Source organism: Pseudomonas sp. URIL14HWK12:I5, from assembly GCF_900176445.1.
Lineage (GTDB): Bacteria > Pseudomonadota > Gammaproteobacteria > Pseudomonadales > Pseudomonadaceae > Aquipseudomonas > Aquipseudomonas monteilii.
In genome coordinates, this window is sequence record NZ_FWXQ01000010.1 from 194,796 (window position 1) to 212,470 (window position 17,675).

At 62.9% G+C, this 17,675-nt stretch carries 18 protein-coding genes and 1 pseudogene; 6 read left to right on the forward strand and 13 right to left on the reverse strand.

Going from position 1 to position 17,675, the window contains the following annotated elements; translation table 11 throughout:
* The first annotated feature begins 1 nt into the window (after nt 1).
* The 6 genes from B9A31_RS22180 to B9A31_RS22205 all read left to right on the forward strand — a co-directional run bounded on the left by B9A31_RS22180 (nt 2) and on the right by B9A31_RS22205 (nt 3,775).
* Nucleotides 2-1,285: an NTP/NDP exchange transporter gene (locus B9A31_RS22180; protein ID WP_025754121.1), complete on the forward strand. Its 1,284-nt coding sequence runs from the start codon at nt 2-4 to the stop codon at nt 1,283-1,285.
* Nucleotides 1,286-1,432: 147 nt separating this feature from the next.
* Complete coding sequence (locus tag B9A31_RS22185; protein ID WP_016715229.1) at nt 1,433-1,615, forward strand: con-10 family general stress protein; 183 nt, start codon at nt 1,433-1,435, stop codon at nt 1,613-1,615.
* 117 nt (nt 1,616-1,732) lie between these two features.
* The gene (locus tag B9A31_RS22190) at nt 1,733-2,320 is read left to right on the forward strand and encodes a phosphorylase family protein (RefSeq protein ID WP_016715228.1); all 588 of its coding nucleotides are present in this window, start codon (nt 1,733-1,735) and stop codon (nt 2,318-2,320) included.
* Between the two features lie 142 nt (nt 2,321-2,462).
* On the forward strand, nt 2,463-3,014 hold the full coding sequence (locus B9A31_RS22195) for an ATP-dependent Clp protease proteolytic subunit (RefSeq protein WP_016715227.1): 552 nt from the start codon (nt 2,463-2,465) through the stop codon (nt 3,012-3,014).
* Nucleotides 3,015-3,180: 166 nt separating this feature from the next.
* Entirely contained in the window at nt 3,181-3,390 is a 210-nt protein-coding gene (locus B9A31_RS22200) for a con-10 family general stress protein (protein WP_016715226.1), read from the forward strand.
* A 115-nt stretch (nt 3,391-3,505) separates the two neighbouring features.
* Complete coding sequence (locus B9A31_RS22205; RefSeq protein WP_016715225.1) at nt 3,506-3,775, forward strand: DUF6555 family protein; 270 nt, start codon at nt 3,506-3,508, stop codon at nt 3,773-3,775.
* Nucleotides 3,776-3,841: 66 nt separating this feature from the next.
* On the opposite strand, the gene paaZ is transcribed toward B9A31_RS22205, so the two are convergent.
* The 13 genes and pseudogenes from paaZ to paaH all read right to left on the reverse strand — a co-directional run bounded on the left by paaZ (nt 3,842) and on the right by paaH (nt 17,675).
* The gene (paaZ, locus tag B9A31_RS22210; RefSeq protein WP_016715224.1) at nt 3,842-5,896 is read right to left on the reverse strand and encodes a phenylacetic acid degradation bifunctional protein PaaZ; all 2,055 of its coding nucleotides are present in this window, start codon (nt 5,894-5,896) and stop codon (nt 3,842-3,844) included.
* Between the two features lie 37 nt (nt 5,897-5,933).
* Nucleotides 5,934-7,166 (reverse strand): OprD family porin, encoded by a 1,233-nt coding sequence (locus B9A31_RS22215; RefSeq protein ID WP_084297376.1) that lies wholly within the window; start codon nt 7,164-7,166, stop codon nt 5,934-5,936.
* A 39-nt stretch (nt 7,167-7,205) separates the two neighbouring features.
* Nucleotides 7,206-8,774: pseudogene (locus tag B9A31_RS22220) on the reverse strand (cation acetate symporter); the annotation flags it as partial.
* A complete protein-coding gene (locus B9A31_RS22225; RefSeq protein ID WP_016715221.1) occupies nt 8,765-9,073 on the reverse strand; it encodes a DUF485 domain-containing protein in 309 nt (102 codons plus the stop codon). The gene B9A31_RS22225 and the pseudogene B9A31_RS22220, both read right to left, overlap by 10 nt.
* A 107-nt stretch (nt 9,074-9,180) precedes the next feature.
* The gene (paaE, locus tag B9A31_RS22230) at nt 9,181-10,257 is read right to left on the reverse strand and encodes a 1,2-phenylacetyl-CoA epoxidase subunit PaaE (RefSeq protein WP_019097403.1); all 1,077 of its coding nucleotides are present in this window, start codon (nt 10,255-10,257) and stop codon (nt 9,181-9,183) included.
* Nucleotides 10,258-10,272: 15 nt separating this feature from the next.
* Nucleotides 10,273-10,806, reverse strand: coding sequence for a 1,2-phenylacetyl-CoA epoxidase subunit PaaD (gene paaD / locus B9A31_RS22235; RefSeq protein WP_016715219.1), 534 nt, complete (start codon nt 10,804-10,806; stop codon nt 10,273-10,275).
* Nucleotides 10,793-11,551, reverse strand: a complete 759-nt coding sequence (paaC, locus tag B9A31_RS22240; protein ID WP_019097402.1) for a 1,2-phenylacetyl-CoA epoxidase subunit PaaC — start codon at nt 11,549-11,551, stop codon at nt 10,793-10,795. The genes paaD and paaC overlap by 14 nt, the downstream gene beginning before the upstream one ends.
* Before the next feature lie 8 nt (nt 11,552-11,559).
* Entirely contained in the window at nt 11,560-11,841 is a 282-nt protein-coding gene (gene paaB, locus B9A31_RS22245; protein ID WP_004374528.1) for a 1,2-phenylacetyl-CoA epoxidase subunit PaaB, read from the reverse strand.
* A gap of 25 nt (nt 11,842-11,866) precedes the next feature.
* Nucleotides 11,867-12,856, reverse strand: coding sequence for a 1,2-phenylacetyl-CoA epoxidase subunit PaaA (paaA, locus tag B9A31_RS22250; RefSeq protein WP_025754119.1), 990 nt, complete (start codon nt 12,854-12,856; stop codon nt 11,867-11,869).
* 214 nt (nt 12,857-13,070) lie between these two features.
* Nucleotides 13,071-14,390, reverse strand: coding sequence for a phenylacetate--CoA ligase PaaK (gene paaK / locus B9A31_RS22255; RefSeq protein ID WP_084297377.1), 1,320 nt, complete (start codon nt 14,388-14,390; stop codon nt 13,071-13,073).
* Nucleotides 14,391-14,511: 121 nt separating this feature from the next.
* Complete coding sequence (pcaF, locus tag B9A31_RS22260; protein ID WP_025754117.1) at nt 14,512-15,732, reverse strand: 3-oxoadipyl-CoA thiolase; 1,221 nt, start codon at nt 15,730-15,732, stop codon at nt 14,512-14,514.
* Nucleotides 15,725-16,165: a hydroxyphenylacetyl-CoA thioesterase PaaI gene (gene paaI, locus B9A31_RS22265; protein ID WP_019097398.1), complete on the reverse strand. Its 441-nt coding sequence runs from the start codon at nt 16,163-16,165 to the stop codon at nt 15,725-15,727. Before paaI ends, pcaF begins: the two co-directional genes overlap by 8 nt.
* Nucleotides 16,158-17,675, reverse strand: a complete 1,518-nt coding sequence (gene paaH, locus B9A31_RS22270; RefSeq protein ID WP_084297378.1) for a 3-hydroxyacyl-CoA dehydrogenase PaaH — start codon at nt 17,673-17,675, stop codon at nt 16,158-16,160. Before paaH ends, paaI begins: the two co-directional genes overlap by 8 nt.

Genomic DNA, 17,675 nt, shown 5'->3' on the forward strand with positions numbered 1-17,675 from the left:
CATGCAAGCGTGGCGGCAGCGTCTCGATCAAGGGCTGAACATCAAGCCCGGCGAGGGGCCGGCGGTCATCGCTGGCTTGCTGCTGTTCTTCCTGCTGTTCACCGGTTACTTCATGCTGCGCCCGGTGCGCGAAACCATGGGTATTGCCGGTGGGGTGGACAACCTGCAATGGCTGTTCACCGGCACCTTCATTGCCACCCTGGCGTGCCTGCCGCTGTTCGGCTGGCTGGCGTCCAGGGTGCAACGCAGGCTCATCCTGCCGTGGACCTATGGCTTCTTTGCCAGCAACCTGCTGCTGTTCGCCGCCCTGTTCGCAGTAGCCCCTGACGACGTGTGGGCGGCCCGGGCCTTCTACATCTGGCTGTCGGTATTCAACCTGCTGACCATCTCCCTGGCCTGGAGCGTGCTTGCAGATCTGTTTTCCACCGCCCAGGGCAAGCGTTTGTTCGGCCTGCTGGCAGCTGGGGCTAGCCTGGGCGGGCTAAGTGGCCCCCTGCTAGGCACCTTGCTGGTGGCGCCGCTGGGCCATGCCGGGCTGCTGGTGCTGGCGGCGGTATTGTTGCTGGGCAGCAGTAGCGCGGCCCTGTTCCTGCAACGCTGGCGAGCACGCGAACCTCTGCCGGCACAAGCCCAACGCTCGGGATCGCGACCTTTGGGCGGCAACCCGTTTGCCGGTGCCACCGCCGTACTGTGCTCGCCGTATCTGCTGGGGATCGCGCTGTTCGTCGTGTTGCTGGCCAGCGTCAGCACCTTCTTGTATTTCGAGCAGGCACGCATCGTCAGCGAAACCTTTGCCGATCGCACCCGGCAAACCCAGGTGTTCGGCCTGATCGACACCGTCGTGCAGGCATTGGCCATCCTTACCCAGGTATTCCTCACGGGCCGCCTGGCGCGTCGGTTGGGCGTGGGGGTGTTGCTGGTAGCGGTGCCGCTGGTGATGGCTGTGGGCTTTGTGTGGCTGGCGCTGGCCCCGGTGTTCGCCGTGTTCGTGGGGGTCATGGTGGTGCGCCGAGCTGGCGAATACGCACTGGTGCGGCCTGGGCGGGAAATGCTGTTCACGGTACTGCCGGCCGAGGACAAGTACAAGGCCAAGAACTTCATCGACACGGTGGTCTACCGGGGTGGCGATGCCTTGAGCGGCTGGGTCAAGCGGGCACTGGACGTGATGGGCGAGCACCCGCAACTGGCGATGCTCATCGGCGCATTGATTGCCTTGGGCTGGGCAGTGACCGGTGGCTGGCTGGGCCGCCGACAAGCTCGCCTGGATAGCCCGCCGCACGACTGACAGGCGCCCCAAATATGGCGTTGTCGCTTATTTAACGCCACCGGTCCGAACCCTTCGCAATAAACCGAATCCCCCGAGGGAGCCGTACTCACAACCTATGTACGGCAACGTGCCGTGCACACCCAAGTCATACGAGGTTTCAAGACCATGGCCAACAAAGAAAACAGCCGCACCGGCAATCAACAAGGCAGCCAGGGTGGTAGCAAGAACCCGGGCAACTTCGCCAACGATCGTGAAAAGGCCTCCGAAGCCGGACGCAAGGGCGGCCAGTCTTCGGGCGGCAACATGCCCCACGATAGCGAGTCGGGCCGTAAGGGCGGCCGCTCGTAAGTGACCTGATGGCAGTGCCGGGGCGACCTGGCACTGCAATGAACCGGGGGTTTGCAATTAGCCAGGGTTGGCCGACAATGGCGGCGCCCTTTGCAGCCACCCGGAATCATCTGCTCTATGATGCTGATCAAGCAATTCCCTGACATTTCCCTGGATGACACGCTATTCGTCTTCGCCCTCGAGGCCGAGGCGGGCGATGTATTCACCGAGGTGCGCACCGTGTTCACGGGTATTGGCAAGGTGAATGCTGCCATCGCCCTGACCAAAGCCATTGCGGCGCACCGCCCGAAGCTGATCGTGAACCTGGGCTCGGCGGGCAGCCAGCGCCATGGCAAGGGCGAGGTGGTGTGTTGTAGCCGCTTCGTGCAACGCGACATGGATGTGACGCCATTGGGCTTTGCCCGGTATGAAACGCCGCTGTCGGACATACCGGTGGTACTGGAGCACGGCACCGCTATCCCCGGGCTGGCGCAGGAAACCTGTGGCAGTGGCGACAACTTCGAGATCAACCATGGCGACGCGCCTTATGACGTGGTCGACATGGAAGCCTATGTGCTGGCTTTGATCGCACGCGACGAAAACATACCTTTTGTTTGCCTCAAGTACATTTCCGACGATGCCGGCAGCGATGCAGCGGATGACTGGGCGGTGCAGGTTCACTTGGCGGCCGAAGCGTTCAAACGGGTGTTGTTCAGCCACGTGTAACCTGTGTCGTAATGCCAGGCCAGACGGCCTCTGCATGGCGTTGCGCCAACAGGGTGAGGCCGGGTTGAACTTTGCGGCGGTTGACGTTTCCACCGCATACACGCCAAGTCCAAGGAGTGACCTGCCAACCCTGGAGGCAAACATGGCACGACATATCATCCATTTCACCGGGCCTATCAACTCGTCAACCTGCGGCAACCTGGTCAATACCTGTTCACGGGCGTTGCAGCAGGGGGCCGAGGTACTGCAACTGAACATCGCCACCATGGGGGGCGAGTGCAGCTACGGGTTTACCCTGTACAACTTCCTGCGTGCGTTACCGATTCAGGTGCAGACGCACAACCTGGGCACGGTGGAGTCCATGGGTAATATTCTGTTTCTGGCCGGGGAGCGGCGTACGGCATGCAGTTACAGCAAGTTCCTGTTCCACCCGTTTCATTGGACCTTGCATGGCTCGGTGGACCATTCAAGGATGGCCGAGTACGCCATGAGCCTGGATTACGATTTGCGCTTGTATGCGCAGATCGTCGCCGAACGCACCAAAGGCGCCGCTGAGGTACTGGATGTGCCGCGGTATCTGATGGCCTATCCGCGCATATTGGGGCCACGGGAGGCGCTGGAGAACGGGATGATCCATGCCATTGATGAAATGCCGATCGACGTGGATGCGGTTCAGTGGAGTGTTCACGCTTGACGGTCCAAGGCCGGCAGCTTTGCCGCGCAAACATTTTGCCCGTAACAGTTTCGTGCCGCTCGTCACCTGCGGGCAAAACGATTGAGCAGACCTTGCAATTGGCGGCTCGGAATTAGGGCATGGTAATGGCCATGCAACCCGCCAAATCCTCGCAAGGAGTAACGACATGGCACAGGATCAAGCGCAAACCGGCCAACGTGGTGGCACCAAGGAAACCAACCCAGGCAACTTCGCCAACGACAGAGAGCGCGCCTCCCGCGCCGGGCAAAAGGGAGGGCAGGCTTCTGGCGGCAATTTTGCCAATGACCGCCAGCGGGCATCGGAAGCGGGCCGCAAAGGGGGGCAGAATAGCCACGGGCGCAGCCGCAGCCAGTGACTGAACATCCCCACCTTAGGGTAACGGGTTCTAATTGTTCGACATTTTTTTGAATTATCTGGCCATGCCCGGATCAATCAGGTTGTCATCCATGGAGAAGAGGAGGCCCCTTGCGATGCCTAGCCCACAACTGTACATCATCGATTACCAACTGCATGGCCAGCCGCGCAGTTTCATCATTCGTCTGGAGCGGTTGGACAATGCCGAGGCCTGGCATTGGGCAAGTTGCGATGCGGGCATCGGCATCATTCCCAAGTTCGGGCGCGAAAAAATTCGGAAGATCAGCCGGCCCATGGCCGAGCGCTACGGGATTACCGAAGTGACCTGGCGAATTTCGGGGAGCAAGCCGAACCAGTCGGCGGTGGATCCGGCGGCAATGCGTTGATGCCACACCTGAAGCTGCCGGCCACTTCGCGGTTGAACCCGTGAAGTGGCCGGCGAGGTCAAACCATCACTCCGGCTGCTTCAACACCAAGGTCAGGATGTCATAGCTGGCCACCAGCTCCCCCAGTTGGTTAGTGACTTCGACATCCCACGCCACCACACCCTGCGGCTGGCCCAACGGGCTGGTCTTGCCTTGGTCGATTTTGCGCTTGCAGGTCAAACGCGCTTGGATGGTGTCGCCAATGCCCACCGGGTTGATGAAACGCAGAGTATCCAGGCCATAGTTGGCCAACACCGGCCCGGCACCCGGCGACACGAACAGGCCGGCTGCCGCCGACAGCACGAAGTAGCCATGGGCAATGCGCTTGCCAAACTGCGATTCCTTGGCTGCGATTTCGTCGAAATGCATGTAGAAGTGGTCACCCGACAGGCAGCCGAAGTTGACCAGGTCGGCTTCGGTCACCGTGCGGCGGTGGGTCAGCAGCGACTCGCCAATGCGCAGCTGCTGGAAGTAGCGGCGGAACGGGTGCACTTCGGTTTCGATCACTTCGCCACCGCGCACGTATTCGCCGGTGACTGCCGTGAGCATGCTCGGCGAACCCTGGACAGCGGCACGCTGCAGGTAGTGCTTGACCGCACGCAGGCCACCCAGCTCTTCACCACCACCGGCCCGGCCAGGGCCGCCGTGCTTGAGTTGCGGCAATGGCGAGCCATGACCGGTGGACTCCTTCGCGGCCTCGCTGTCGAGCACCAGCAGGCGGCCATGCCAGGCAGCCGCCACCGGAATGGCCTTGGCCGCCACGCTACGGTCGGCGGTGACCAGGGTTGCCACCAGGCTGCCTTTGCCCCGCGCGGCCAGCGCCAAGGCTTCGTCAAGATCATCGTAGGCCATCAGCGTGCTGACCGGGCCGAACGCCTCGATGTCGTGGGCGCCGCCTTCGGCGTGCGGGTCGCGGGCTTGCAGCAGGGTCGGGGCGAAGAACGCCCCTTCGGCCACACCCTCGCCGCGCGGCGCAAAGCCATCGCTGGCGCCGAACAGCTGGTCACAACTTTGCAGCAGGCTGCGTACCCGCTCGGCCACGTCGTGCTGCTGGTCGTGGGAGGCCAGTGCACCCATGCGCACGCCTTCCAGCGAGGGGTCGCCAACCACGACTTTGCTCAGGCGCTCGCGCAAGCGTGTGGCAACGGCATCGATGTGCCTGGCCGGCACAATGGCCCGGCGGATGGCGGTGCATTTCTGCCCGGCCTTGGTGGTCATTTCACGCACCACCTCCTTGATATACAGATCGAACTCTTCGCTGTCCGGGCTCACGTCCGGCCCGAGGATGGCACAGTTCAGCGAATCCGCCTCTGCGGTGAAAGGTACCGAATTACGTATCAGGTTCGGCGTGACGCGCAATTTGGCAGCGGTATCGGCGGAGCCGGTGAAGGTCACGACATCCTGACCCTGCAGGCGGTCGAGCAAGTCGCCTGTGCTGCCGATCACCAATTGCAGGCTACCTTCCGGCAGCAAGCCGGAGGCGTTCATCAGGCGCACGACGGCTTCGGTCAGGTAGCTGGTGGAGGTCGCAGGCTTGACGATACAAGGCATGCCGGCCAGGAAAGTCGGCGCGAATTTTTCCAGCATGCCCCAGATGGGGAAGTTGAACGCGTTGATGTGCACCGCAACGCCTGCACGCGGCACCAGGATGTGGCTGCCGGCGAAATGGCCTTGTTTGCCCAGCGCAATGGCAGGGCCTTCGTGAACCAGGTTGCCCGACGGCAACTCACGGCTGCCAATGCCCGCGTACGAGAACAACGTGGCGTTACCACCCTCGATGTCGATCCAGCTGTCGGCACGGGTAGCGCCGCTGTGGTGCGACAAGGCGTAAAGCTGTTCCTTGCGTTCGGCCAGGTACAAGGCCAGGGCTTTGAGGCGCTGGGCGCGCTGCTGGAAGTCCATGGCCATCAAGCTGGCAAGGCCACGGGCTCGGGCGTAGTCCACGGCTTCGGCGAAGTCCGGGCGCTCTTCATGGCTGTAGGCAAGCACGTGGCCGTCGAGGGCACTGCGCAGGGCCTGAGCGCCATGCTGGCCCAGCCAACGGCCGGCAATGAAGCTTTGCAGGGTAGGGGCGGCAGACATGCTGTTCTCCATGCTGTTCAAATGTAGGGGCGCGCTGTTACCACAGCGCCAGGGTGTAGCCGATGATCAGTCGGTTTTCGTCCACGGCATTGGTCAGGCCATTGCCGGAACGGAAAGTGACATTGCGCCAGCGCAGGCTCACGTCTTTGAACGGGCCGCTCTGGATGACGTAGGTGATGTCGGTGTCGCGTTCGCGCTCGCGGCCATTGCTGACGGTGGCGGTTTCGGCGTGGCGGCCGTCGGTGTAGCGGGTCATCAAACTCAGGCCGGGGATGCCCATCGCCACAAAGTCGTAGTCATAGCGCACTTGCCATGAGTCCAGCCCGGCACGGGTGAAGGTGTTGTAGGTGACCAGGTTGACCGTGAACGGGTCGCCGCCGTTGACGAACGGGAAGGCGCTGTCGCCGGACATCTGCTGCCAGGTGGCGGTGAACTTGTGCGCCCGCACGCCGAGCGTGAACATGGCGTTGAAGTTGCGGTTGTCGATGTTGCCGGCACGCTCGGCGCCGTCGTTGCGGCTGTCGAAGTAGCGCAGGTCGCTGCGCAGGCTCACACCTTCGCTCAACGGACGGGTATCGATCAGGCCCACGAACTGCTGGCGGTAGATGTCTTCGAGTTTGGCGTAGTAGTAGCTGACGCTGGTTTGCGGGGTGATGGCATAGCTGGCACCGCCGAAGTCCAGGTGGTCGCTGGTCGCAGCGCCATAGCCGATGTCGTCCCGGCCCGAGGAATCGCGCAGGTTGGCCTTGGTCAGGCGGCCGGCGTTGAAGGTGAAGCCATCAAGGTCCTGGCTGGTCAACAGGCCACCCTGGAAGGTGGACGCCAGCAGGCGGGTGTCGTTGTAGACCACCACCGGCAAGATGGGTTGCAGCGTGCCCAGGCGCAATGTGCTTTTGGACACGCGCACCTTGCCGGTCAGGCCCAGTTCGCTGTAGTCATCGACCGGTTCATGGCTGTTTGGTCCAAAGGGCAGCAAGCCGGTGTTGCGGCGGTCGCGACTGGAGTCGAGCTTGATACCCAGCTGGCCCATGGCATCGACGCCAAAACCGACCGGGCCTTCGGTAAAGCCCGACTCCAGCTTGGCGGTAAAGCCCTGGCCCCATTCCTCGGACTTGGCCTGCGGGGCATTGCTTTGGCGGAAGTCGCGGTTGATGTAGTGGTTACGCAGCTCCAGCCGTGCGTGGCTGTCGCTGATGAAGTCTGCCATCGCTGGCAATGGCAATGCGAGGGTGGCCAGCCAGGCAGCTGACATGAAGTGCGTGCGGTTCATTGTTGTTGTTTTACCCGACATGATTGTTCGTCCTTGAAGTCAGTGCTTGCTGGCGCCGGCGGCGCCGATACCGGTCATGGAGCGGATGAACTGGGCCAGGTAGCGGCCGCGCTCTTCAGTGGCACGCTCAGAGCTGTCGGTGACCGAGAACACCCAGGCACTGAGGAACGCCAGGCTCATGGAGAACAACGCCGGGTTGCTGTAAGGGAACAAAGCTTTTTCGTTGTGCAGCACGTTGACCCACACCGCCGGGCCAAGCACCACCAGCAGCACTGCCGTAACCAGGCCAGCCATGCTGCCGCATACCGCGCCACGGGTGGTCAGCCCCTTCCAGAACATCGAGAGCAGCAGCACCGGGAAATTCACCGAGGCAGCCACTGCCAGTACCAGGCCGGAGAGGAAGGCGATGTTCTGCGACTCGAACAGCAGGCCAAGGATCACCGCCAGCAGGCCTATCAGCAGGGTGGCGATACGCGACACACGCATTTCTTCCTGCTCGGTGGCCTTGCCTTGACGGAACACGCAAGCGTACAGATCGTGGGACACGGCCGACGCGCCAGACAGCGCCAGGCCAGCCACCACGGCCAGGATGGTGGCGAAGGCCACGGCGGAGATGAAACCAAGGAACAGGTTGCCGCCCACGGCCTGGGCCAGGTGCACGGCGACCATGTTGCCGCCGCCGATGATGGCGCCGGTGGCATCGCGGTAGGACGGCTCGGTGCCAACCATGACGATGGCGCCAAAGCCAATGACGATCAGCAGCAGGTAGAAGTAGCCGATGAAGCCGGTGGCATAGAACACGCTCTTGCGTGCTTCCTTGGCGTCGCTGACGGTGAAGAAGCGCATTAGGATATGCGGCAGGCCAGCGGTGCCGAACATCATGCCCAAGCCAAGGGAAATGGCATCAATCGGGTTGGACAGCAAGCCACCCGGGGCCATGATTGCCTGCCCCTTGGCATGCACGGCCACGGCGCTGGCGAACATGGCTTCGGTGCTGAAGCCAAAATGCTTGAGCACCATGAAGGCCATGAAGCTGGTGCCCGACAGCAGCATGACTGCCTTGATGATCTGCACCCAGGTGGTGGCAAGCATACCGCCGAAGGTGACGTAGGCAACCATCAACACACCGACCAGCATGACCGCGTACAGGTAGCTGATGCCGAACAGCAGCTCGATCAGCTTGCCGGCGCCGACCATCTGCGCGACCAGATACATCAATGCGACGACCAATGTGCCGAATGCCGATGTGAGGCGCACCGGCGTTTGTGCCAGGCGGTAGCTGACCACGTCGGCGAACGTGTACTTGCCCAGGTTACGCAGGCGCTCGGCGATGAGGAACAGGATGATCGGCCAGCCGGCCAGCACGCCAAGGGCATACAGCAGGCCGTCGTAGCCGTTCATGAACATCATGGCCGAGATGCCCAGGAAGGAAGCGGCACTGATCATGTCGCCGGCGATCGCCAGGCCGTTCTGCATGCCGGTCAGCCCCCCGCCGGCGGTATAGAAGTCGCTGGCCGAGCGGGTGCGCAGGGCAGCCCAGCGGGTAACCAGCAGGGTGAAGCAGACGAACACCATGAACATCGAGATGGCAGTCCAGTTCATTGTGCGCACTCCTGCTTGACCTTGTCGTTGAGCGGGTCGAGCACGTTGTTGGCGCGGTGCACGTAGATGCCGGTCAGGGCGAAGGACAGCAGCACCATCAGCACACCCACCAGCATGCCCACGGTGGTCACGCCGCCGCTGAGGGACTGGCCGAGGGTGCTGGGCGAAAACGCCACCAGCAGGACGAAGCCGTAGTAGATCACCAGCATGGCCAGGGTCAGGCTGCCGTTGAGGCGGCGTTTGCGCCGTACAAGGTGCTGGAAGTCGGGGTGTTTGGCGATGCTTTCTATGCGTTCGGGTGTCATGGCAAGCGATCTCTTGGTGTTGTAATTGTTTTGTTGAGGTCACGCGGGTGTTGCGGTGTCGCTGATGGCCTCTTCGCGGGTGCGCCCGCGAAGCAGGCGACTCGGTCTCAGAGTTGGTCGAAATCGAGGACCACTTTGTCGCTCACCGGGTAGGTCTGACACGACAGCACATACCCGGCCGCCACTTCGTAGTCTTCCAGTGCGTGGTTGCTGTCCATTTCCACTTCGCCTTCGATCACCCGGCACTTGCAGGTAGAGCACACGCCGGCCTTGCAGGAGTAGGGCAGCTCGGCGCCGATGGCGTTGCCGGCGTCCAGCACGTTCTGGGTGTTGCGTGGCAAGTCGAAGGTGAGCGCGCGTCCGTCGCTGATCACGGTGATGTGGCTGAGCGCCGCGTCCACCTGGCGCGCGGCTTCGCGGGCCTCACGTCGTGCTTCGTTACCGGCAGCGGCGAACAGCTCGAAATGGATGCGCTCCTTGCCCAGGCCGTTGGCCTGCAAGCTGTCGCGTACGGTCTCAGTCATCGCCTGGGGGCCGCAGATGAAGGCCGCGTCCAGGCCTGGAACGTCCAGCCAGCGCGAAAACAGCTGGCCGCACTTGTCAGCGTCGATGCGACCGTTGTACAGGTCGACATCCTGCTGCTCGCGGCTAAATACAAAAATCAGGTTCAGGCGGTCGAGGTACCGGTTTTTCAGGTCTTCGAGCTTGTCGCGGAACAGCGCGCCAGAGCTGGAGCGGTTGCCGTACAGCAAGGTGAAGCGGCTGTGTGGCTCGCTGGCCAGGGTGGTGCCAATGATCGACAGGATCGGGGTTATGCCGCTGCCGGCGGCCACGCCCAGGTAATTACCCTGGCGGGCAGGGTCCAGCGGTACGAAGAAGCTGCCCGATGGCGGCATCACGTCCAGTTGCTGGCCAGCTTTGAGCCTATCATTGGCAAACGCCGAGAAACGCCCGCCGGGCACGCGCTTTACGGCCACGCGCAGCTCACCGTCCTGTACGGCGCTGCAGATGGAGTAGGAGCGGCGGACTTCTTCGTTGTCCAGCTGGGTACGCATGACCAGGTACTGCCCCTGGGTGAAACGGAACTGCGCTTGCAGGTGCTCGGGCACGTCGAAGGCAATCGACACCGCGTCACGGGTCTCGTTGCGCACTTGCTTGATGGTCAGGCTGTAAAACTGGCTCATGGCGTTCTCCACGGCTCAAATGCATTTGAAATAGTCGAACGGCTCCAGGCACTCGCGGCAGCGGTACAGCGCCTTGCACGCGGTGGAGCCGAACTGGCTGAGCAATTCGGTATGGGCGCTGCCGCATTGTGGGCAGCACACTTGGGGCACTTCGCCGAGCAGGCTGCGCTTGCTGGCGCTGCCTTGAGGCGGCGCGATGCCGTAAGCCCGCAGGCGCTCGCGGCCCAGTTCGCTGATCCAGTCAGTGCTCCATGCCGGGGTCAGCCGGCGTTCAAGGTCTGGCGCGGCAAAACCGGCCTGTTCCAGCGCCTGGCGGATATCACCTTCGATCACCTCGGTGGCGGGGCAACCGGAGTAGGTCGGGGTAACCACCAGGTGCAGGTGGCCGGCGCGCCAGTCGAGGTCGCGAACGATACCCAGGTCGACCACGCTGACCACGGGCACTTCCGGGTCCATGACCTGGCCAAGCACCGCCCATGCCCGGGCCAGGTCGTCACCTTGCAGCGCCCGCGCACCCCGGTCGCCGGCAATCAGCTCACCAGGTTGCATCGGGGTAGGCCCTTGGCAGGAACTGCATTTCGGCCAGCAGCAGGCCCAGGTGTTCGGTGTGCAAGCCTTTGCGACCGTCCAGGTAGAAGTGGCTGGCAGCCTTTGGCAGCGGCAGTTCGACCGAGGCGAAGGTTTCGCTTACCTGCTTGAGCCAGGCAGCACCCACGGCACCGGGGTCGGCAGCGATACCCGCTTTGGCGAGCTGTACTTCATTGTCGCTGCCAGCCGTCAGCTCGACCGTGAAGCGCCACAGTGACGCAATGGCGGCAAGTATGCGCTGGCGGCTCTCTGCGGTGCCGCCACCCAAGCGCTGTACCCACTCACTGGAACGGCGCAGGTGGTAGGTGACTTCTTTCAATGCCTTGGCGGCGATACCGGCGATACGTTCATCGCTGGAGCCAGCTAACCCCTGCAGCACGGCGAGGTGCCAGGCGTCGTAGAGGAACTGCTTGGTCATGGTCACGGCGTAATCGCCGTTAGGTTGCTCGACCAGCAGCAGGTTGCGGTAGGCTCGCTCGTCACGGCGGAAGGCCAGGGCATCGGCGTCGCGGCCGTCATCCAGCAGCTCGGCGGCGTACTCCAGCCAATTGCGCGCCTGGCCTACCAGATCGAGGCCGACGTTCATCAAGGCCAGTTCTTCTTCGATGGCCGGGGCATGGCCACACCACTCGCAAAGGCGCTGGCCTTGTACCAGGGCACTGTCGCCGAGCAACAGCAGGTAGGGGATAAGGGCTTCGTTGTGCATGGCCAACCTCACATGTGTCCGACTTCGTCGGGCAGTTCGTAGAAGCTGGCATGGCGGTAGACCTTGTCGTCCGAAGGGGCGAACAGCGGGTCTTTCTCGTCAGGGGACGACGCGGTGATCAGCGCCGAGGGCACCACCCACAGGCTGACGCCTTCGCTGCGGCGGGTGTACAGCTCGCGGGCGTTCTCGATGGCCATGGCGGCATCGGCGGCGTGGACGCTGCCGACGTGCTTGTGGTTAAGGCCGTGCTTGCTGCGCACGAACACTTCGTAGAGGGTCCAGACAGACATTTTCGATCTCCGCATCAATCGCCGCTCAGGCGGCGTTCTTGTTCTGTTGCTTGCGCGCGTAGGCCACGGCGGCCTCGCGTACCCAGGCACCGTCCTCGATGGCCTTGCGCCGGGTGGCGACACGTTCCTGGTTGCACGGGCCATTGCCCTTGATCACTTCGTAGAACTCGTCCCATTGGATTTCGCCAAAGTCGTAGTGACCGCGTTCGGCGTTCCACTTCAGCTCGGGGTCGGGGGCAGTGCAGCCGAGCAGTTCGAGCTGCGGCACGGTCTGGTCGATGAAGCGCTGGCGCAGCTCATCGTTGGTCTGACGCTTGATTTTCCAGGCCATGGACTGGGCGCTGTTGGGGGAATGTTCGTCGCTGGGGCCGAACATCATCAGCGAGGGCCACCACAGGCGGTTGATGGCGTCCTGCACCATGTCGCGCTGTGCCTGGGTGCCGTGGCGCATCATGGTCAGGAGGATTTCGTAGCCCTGGCGCTGATGGAAGCTTTCTTCCTTGCAGATACGGATCATCGCGCGGGAGTAGGGGCCGTAGGAGGTGCGCTGCAAGACCACCTGGTTGACGATGGCGGCGCCATCCACCAGCCAGCCCACGGCACCCATATCGGCCCAGCTGAGCGTGGGGTAGTTGAAGATGCTCGAATACTTGGCCTTGCCGCTGTGCAGCTTGGCGATTTCTTCGTCGCGATCGGCGCCCAGGGTTTCCATGGCGCTGTACAGGTAGAGGCCGTGGCCGGCTTCGTCCTGGATCTTGGCCATCAGTTGCAGCTTGCGCTTGAGGCTGGGGGCGCGGGTGACCCAGTTGCCTTCGGGCAACATGCCGACGATTTCCGAATGGGCGTGCTGGGAGATCTGCCGGATCAAGGTCTGGCGGTAGGCCTCGGGCATCCAGTTCTTGGCTTCGATCTTGATTTCAGCGTCGATCTTTTCCTGGAAGTTGCGCTCCTCGGGCGACATCTCTTCCAGCGACTTGACGCGCTTGACTCCGGTTTCCACTAGCTGTGCGTACATGTGCTGCGACTCCTGCTAAGGCATGAGTCATTTGTAAGCGATACAAAACATAACGTCAAACTGTTTTGTGTGTATCAAATAAGATTTATGTATCGCTTTCAGGCCTCTTCGCGGGCAAACCCGCCCCCGCAGGGATCGCGCAGCCCTGTCAGGGCGTGTAAAACGCAAAAAAAAGCCCCGGACTGAGCCGGGGCCGAAAAGGCAGCCGAATGAATCAGCTGGCCAACCGTTTGTCAAACACGTGGCAGGCCTTGCCCTCGGAGCGCTTCAGCGTGCCGCAAGCCTGCAGGTGCACCTGGGTGCTGATGCCAATGTAGGTCTTGATCTGCCTGCTCAGCTCACCGACCACCTGTTTGCGCTGGCCTTCATCGAGGTGCTGGCACTCCCCACGCAACTCCACGTGCACCTCAACACTGTCCAGGTTTCCGTTGCGATACAGATGAATCTCATAAAGTTCTGAGAGTTGTTTTATTTTAAGTACCTGTTCCTCGATTTGGGTCGGGAACACGTTGACCCCGCGAATGATCAGCATGTCGTCGCTACGGCCGGTAATCTTGCCGATCCGCCGCATAGGGCGAGCGGTGCCCGGTAGCAGCCGGGTGAGGTCGCGGGTGCGGTAGCGCACCATCGGCAACGCCTCTTTGCTCAGCGAGGTGAACACCAGCTCGCCGAGCTGACCGTCTGGCAGCACCGCGCCGGTGACGGGGTCGATGATCTCGGGGTAGAAGTGGTCTTCCCAGATGGTCGGGCCGTCCTTGGTTTCGATGCACTCCATCGCCACCCCAGGGCCCATGATTTCCGACAGGCCATAGATGTCGAGGGCATTGATGCCCAGTCGCCCTTCGATCGAGCGGCGCAGCTCGTCGGTCCAGGGTTCAGCACCGAAAATGCCCAGCCGCAGCTTGAGGTCGTGCGGGTCGATGCCCTGGCGCTCGATCTCGTCAGCCAGGTTGAGCATGTAGGAGGGGGTGACCATGATGATGTCAGGCTGGAAGTCGCGAATCAGCTGCACCTGCTTCTCGGTCTGGCCGCCGGACATCGGGATTACCGTACAGCCCAGGCGCTCGGCGCCGTAATGCGCGCCAAGGCCGCCCGTGAAAAGCCCATAGCCGTAAGAAACGTGCACCTTGTCACCTTTACGCCCTCCGGCCGCGCGGATCGAGCGGGCGACGACATTGGCCCAGGTGTCGATGTCATTCTGCGTATAGCCAACCACCGTCGGCTTGCCTGTAGTGCCGCTTGAGGCGTGCAGGCGCACCACCTCTTCCTGAGGCACGGCAAACATTCCGTAGGGGTAGTTGTCACGCAGGTCGTTCTTGCCGGTGAAGGGGAACTTTGCCAGGTCTTCAAGGCTATTGAGGTCGTCGGGGTGGGCGCCGGTCTCGGCAAAGCGCTTGCGGTACAGCGGCACATTGTCGTAAGCGTGCTTCAGGCTCCAGCGCAGCCGCTCCAGCTGGTGCTGACGCAGGGCATCGACGCTGGCGGTTTCCATCGGGTCCAGCAGGGCACGATCGGCATCATGGTACATGTTCATGGCTTCACTCGAATTGTTCTTGTACGCCGCGCGGGACCGGTTGCAGGCCGCGCGGTGAGTGTCATGAGCGCAGCATATATGGCTGCGTTCGGTTGGGTAACAGGCAGATGGTCTGATCCGCTCAGAGGCGCTCGATGATCATCGCAATGCCTTGGCCAACGCCGATGCACATGGTGCACAGGGCGTAGCGGCCGGCGGTTTCTTCCAGCTCATGCAAGGCAGTGGTTACCAGGCGTGCACCGCTCATGCCCAGTGGGTGACCCAGGGCAATGGCACCGCCGTTGCGGTTCACCCTCGGGTCGTCATCGGCCAGGCCCAGTTCGCGCAACACCGCCAGGCCCTGGGCCGCAAAGGCCTCGTTAAGCTCGATGACGTCGAGGTCGGCCAGCGACAAACCTGTCAATTCCAGCACCTTGCGGGTTGCCGGTACCGGGCCGATGCCCATCAGCCGGGGCTCGACCCCGGCCACGGCCATGCCGACGATACGGCCGCGCGCCTTGAGGCCGTGTTGGCGGGCAGCCGCGCTACTGGCCAGCAGCAGGGCGCAGGCACCGTCATTGATCCCCGAGGCGTTGCCCGCTGTTACGCTGCCGCCTTCACGGAAAGGCGTCCCAAGCCGGGCCAGTTGCTCGAGCGTGGTATCGGCGCGTGGGTGCTCGTCGTGCTCGATGACTTTGGGCGGGCCTTTGCGCTGCGGGATTTCGACCGGCACGATTTCCCGGGCCAGGCGGCCGCGGGCCTGAGCCAGCGCTGCCTTGTGCTGGCTACGCAGGGCGAATGCATCCTGGTCGGTGCGCGAAATACCGAACTGTTGCGCCACATTCTCGGCCGTTTCCGGCATCGAATCGGTACCGTAGGCAGCTTTCATGAGCGGGTTGACGAAACGCCAGCCGATGGTGGTGTCGAACAGCTCGGCGGCACGACCGAATGCCTGCTCTGACTTGCCCATTACAAATGGCGCACGGGACATTGATTCCACGCCACCCGCCAGCATCAGCCCAGCTTCCCCACAGCGCAGGGCGCGGGCTGCATTGCCGATGGCATCCAGGCCGGAGCCGCACAGGCGGTTGATGGTGGTCCCAGGCACTTCGAGTGGCAGCCCGGCCAACAGGCTGGCCATGTGCGCCACGTTGCGGTTGTCTTCACCGGCCTGGTTGGCACAGCCGAGCATGACGTCATCGACGGCTTTCCAGTCCAGTTCGGGGTGACGATCGATCAGCGCTTTGAGCGGGATTGCGGCGAGGTCATCGGCCCGCACGCCGCTCAAGGCGCCGGCGTAGCGGCCAATAGGGGTGCGCACGGCGTCGATGATCAAGGCATCGGGCAGCGTGTGGTCATTCATCTTGCGTCTCCTGCGCCAGCACGGTGCCGCGCACTTTGTAGGATTTGCCATGGAACATCGCCACCAGCTCACCGCGCTGGTTATCGATGCGCACGTCGTACAGGCCGGTACGGCCCTTGCGGCTGACCTCGCTGGCGCGGGCGGTGAGCACGTCATCGCGCAACGCCGGGGCCAGGTAGTCGATGGTGCAGCCCAGCGCCACGGTGGCCTCATCGTAGCTGTTACAGGCGAAGGCAAATGCCGAGTCGGCCAGCGCGAACAGGAAGCCGCCATGGCAGGTGCCATGACCCTGGATCATGTCGGCACGAACCGGCATGCGCAGGCTGGCCCTGCCTGGGCCGGCATCCAGCAGGGTGATACCCAGGCTCTGGGTGGCTTGGTCGCGGGCGTACATGGCGTCGGCACAGGCGTGTGCCAGTTCCACTTCAGTCATGCAGGGTGCCTCCTTTGGCTTCGCAGCGGCGTAACAACAGGGAAGGGCGGTAACGGCTCTCGCCGTAGCTGCGCTGCAGGTTGTCGAGCACGCGCAGGGTGTGGGCAATACCTATATTCCCGGCCCAAGCCAGCGGGCCGCAGGGGTAATTGACGCCGGCGCGCATGGCCAAGTCGATGTCGGCGGCGCTGCCGACACCTTGCAGCACGGCATCGGCGGCTTCGTTTGCAAGCATTGCCACGGTGCGCAGTACCACCAGGCCAGGCAGGTCGGCGACCGCCGTGACCTTGAGCCCGGCGCGCTGCAGCAGGGCCACGGCGTGGTCGCGTGCGTTTTCGGTGATGTCCGCCGACCAACTGATGGCTATTCGCGTGGCCGTGCTGTAGTCCAGTGCGAGGTCGAGCAGCACCAGGTTGCGCAGGCCGTCTTCACGGGCGCGCTGGCTGGCGAGGCGGCCATCGGACAGTGCCAGGGTGGCATCGCCGACCAGGATCACACCGCTACCTGCACGCCGGGTGACAGCGATGCCGTTGAGGCTCAGGCGCTCTACCAGTGGCTGCATTACACCCAGGTGCCCCTCGATGACGCAGGCTTCGGCGCTGGTGAGGCTGCACAGTTCAGCAGGTGTTGGCCGTTCGGCGCCTTCGGCGTAGCTATAAAAGCCTTGACCAGTCTTGCGGCCAAGGCGTCCGGCATCCACCAGCTCTTTCTGCACCAGTGAAGGCTGGAAGCGGAAATCTCCATAGAACGCATCGAACACCGAGCAGGTGACGGCGTAGTTGACGTCGTGGCCTATCAGGTCGGTGAGTTCGAACGCCCCCATCCGGAAACCACCCGCATCGCGTAACAGTGCATCGAGGCTGGCGCAGTCGGCTGCACCTTCCTGCAACAGGCGCAGGCTTTCGGCATAGAAAGGCCGCGCCACACGGTTGACGATAAAGCCCGGTGTCGAGCGCGTGTGCACTGGCTGTTTACCCCAGGCCTGGGCGGTAGCGTAGATGCAAGAGGCCACTGCCGGTTCGGTTGCCAGACCCGACACCACTTCGACTAATGCCATCAGCGGCGCCGGGTTGAAGAAGTGCATGCCAACGACCTGTTGCGGGCGTGCAAGGCCGGCGGCCAAGCTGGTGATGGACAACGACGAGGTGTTGCTGGCCAGTATGCAATCGTCGGCGCACAGGGCTTCGAGCTGACGCAATAGCGCCTGCTTGACCTGCAGGTTCTCGACAATGGCTTCGATCACCAAGCCGGCATCAGCCAATGCTTCAAGGGTGTCGACCGGGCATAGCCGCAGGCGGATCATTTCGTGTTCGGCTGCCTGCAACTTGCCTTTTTCCACCAGCCGGGTGAGTTGCCGATCAATACCGGCCACAGCCTGGGCAGCAGCCCCTGGGCGGTTGTCGTACAGCTTCACCGGGTGACCGGCCTGGGCCGCGACCTGGGCGATGCCGGCCCCCATGGCACCCGCACCGATCACCGCCACCTGCACATCGCTTGCGAGTGCACTCAT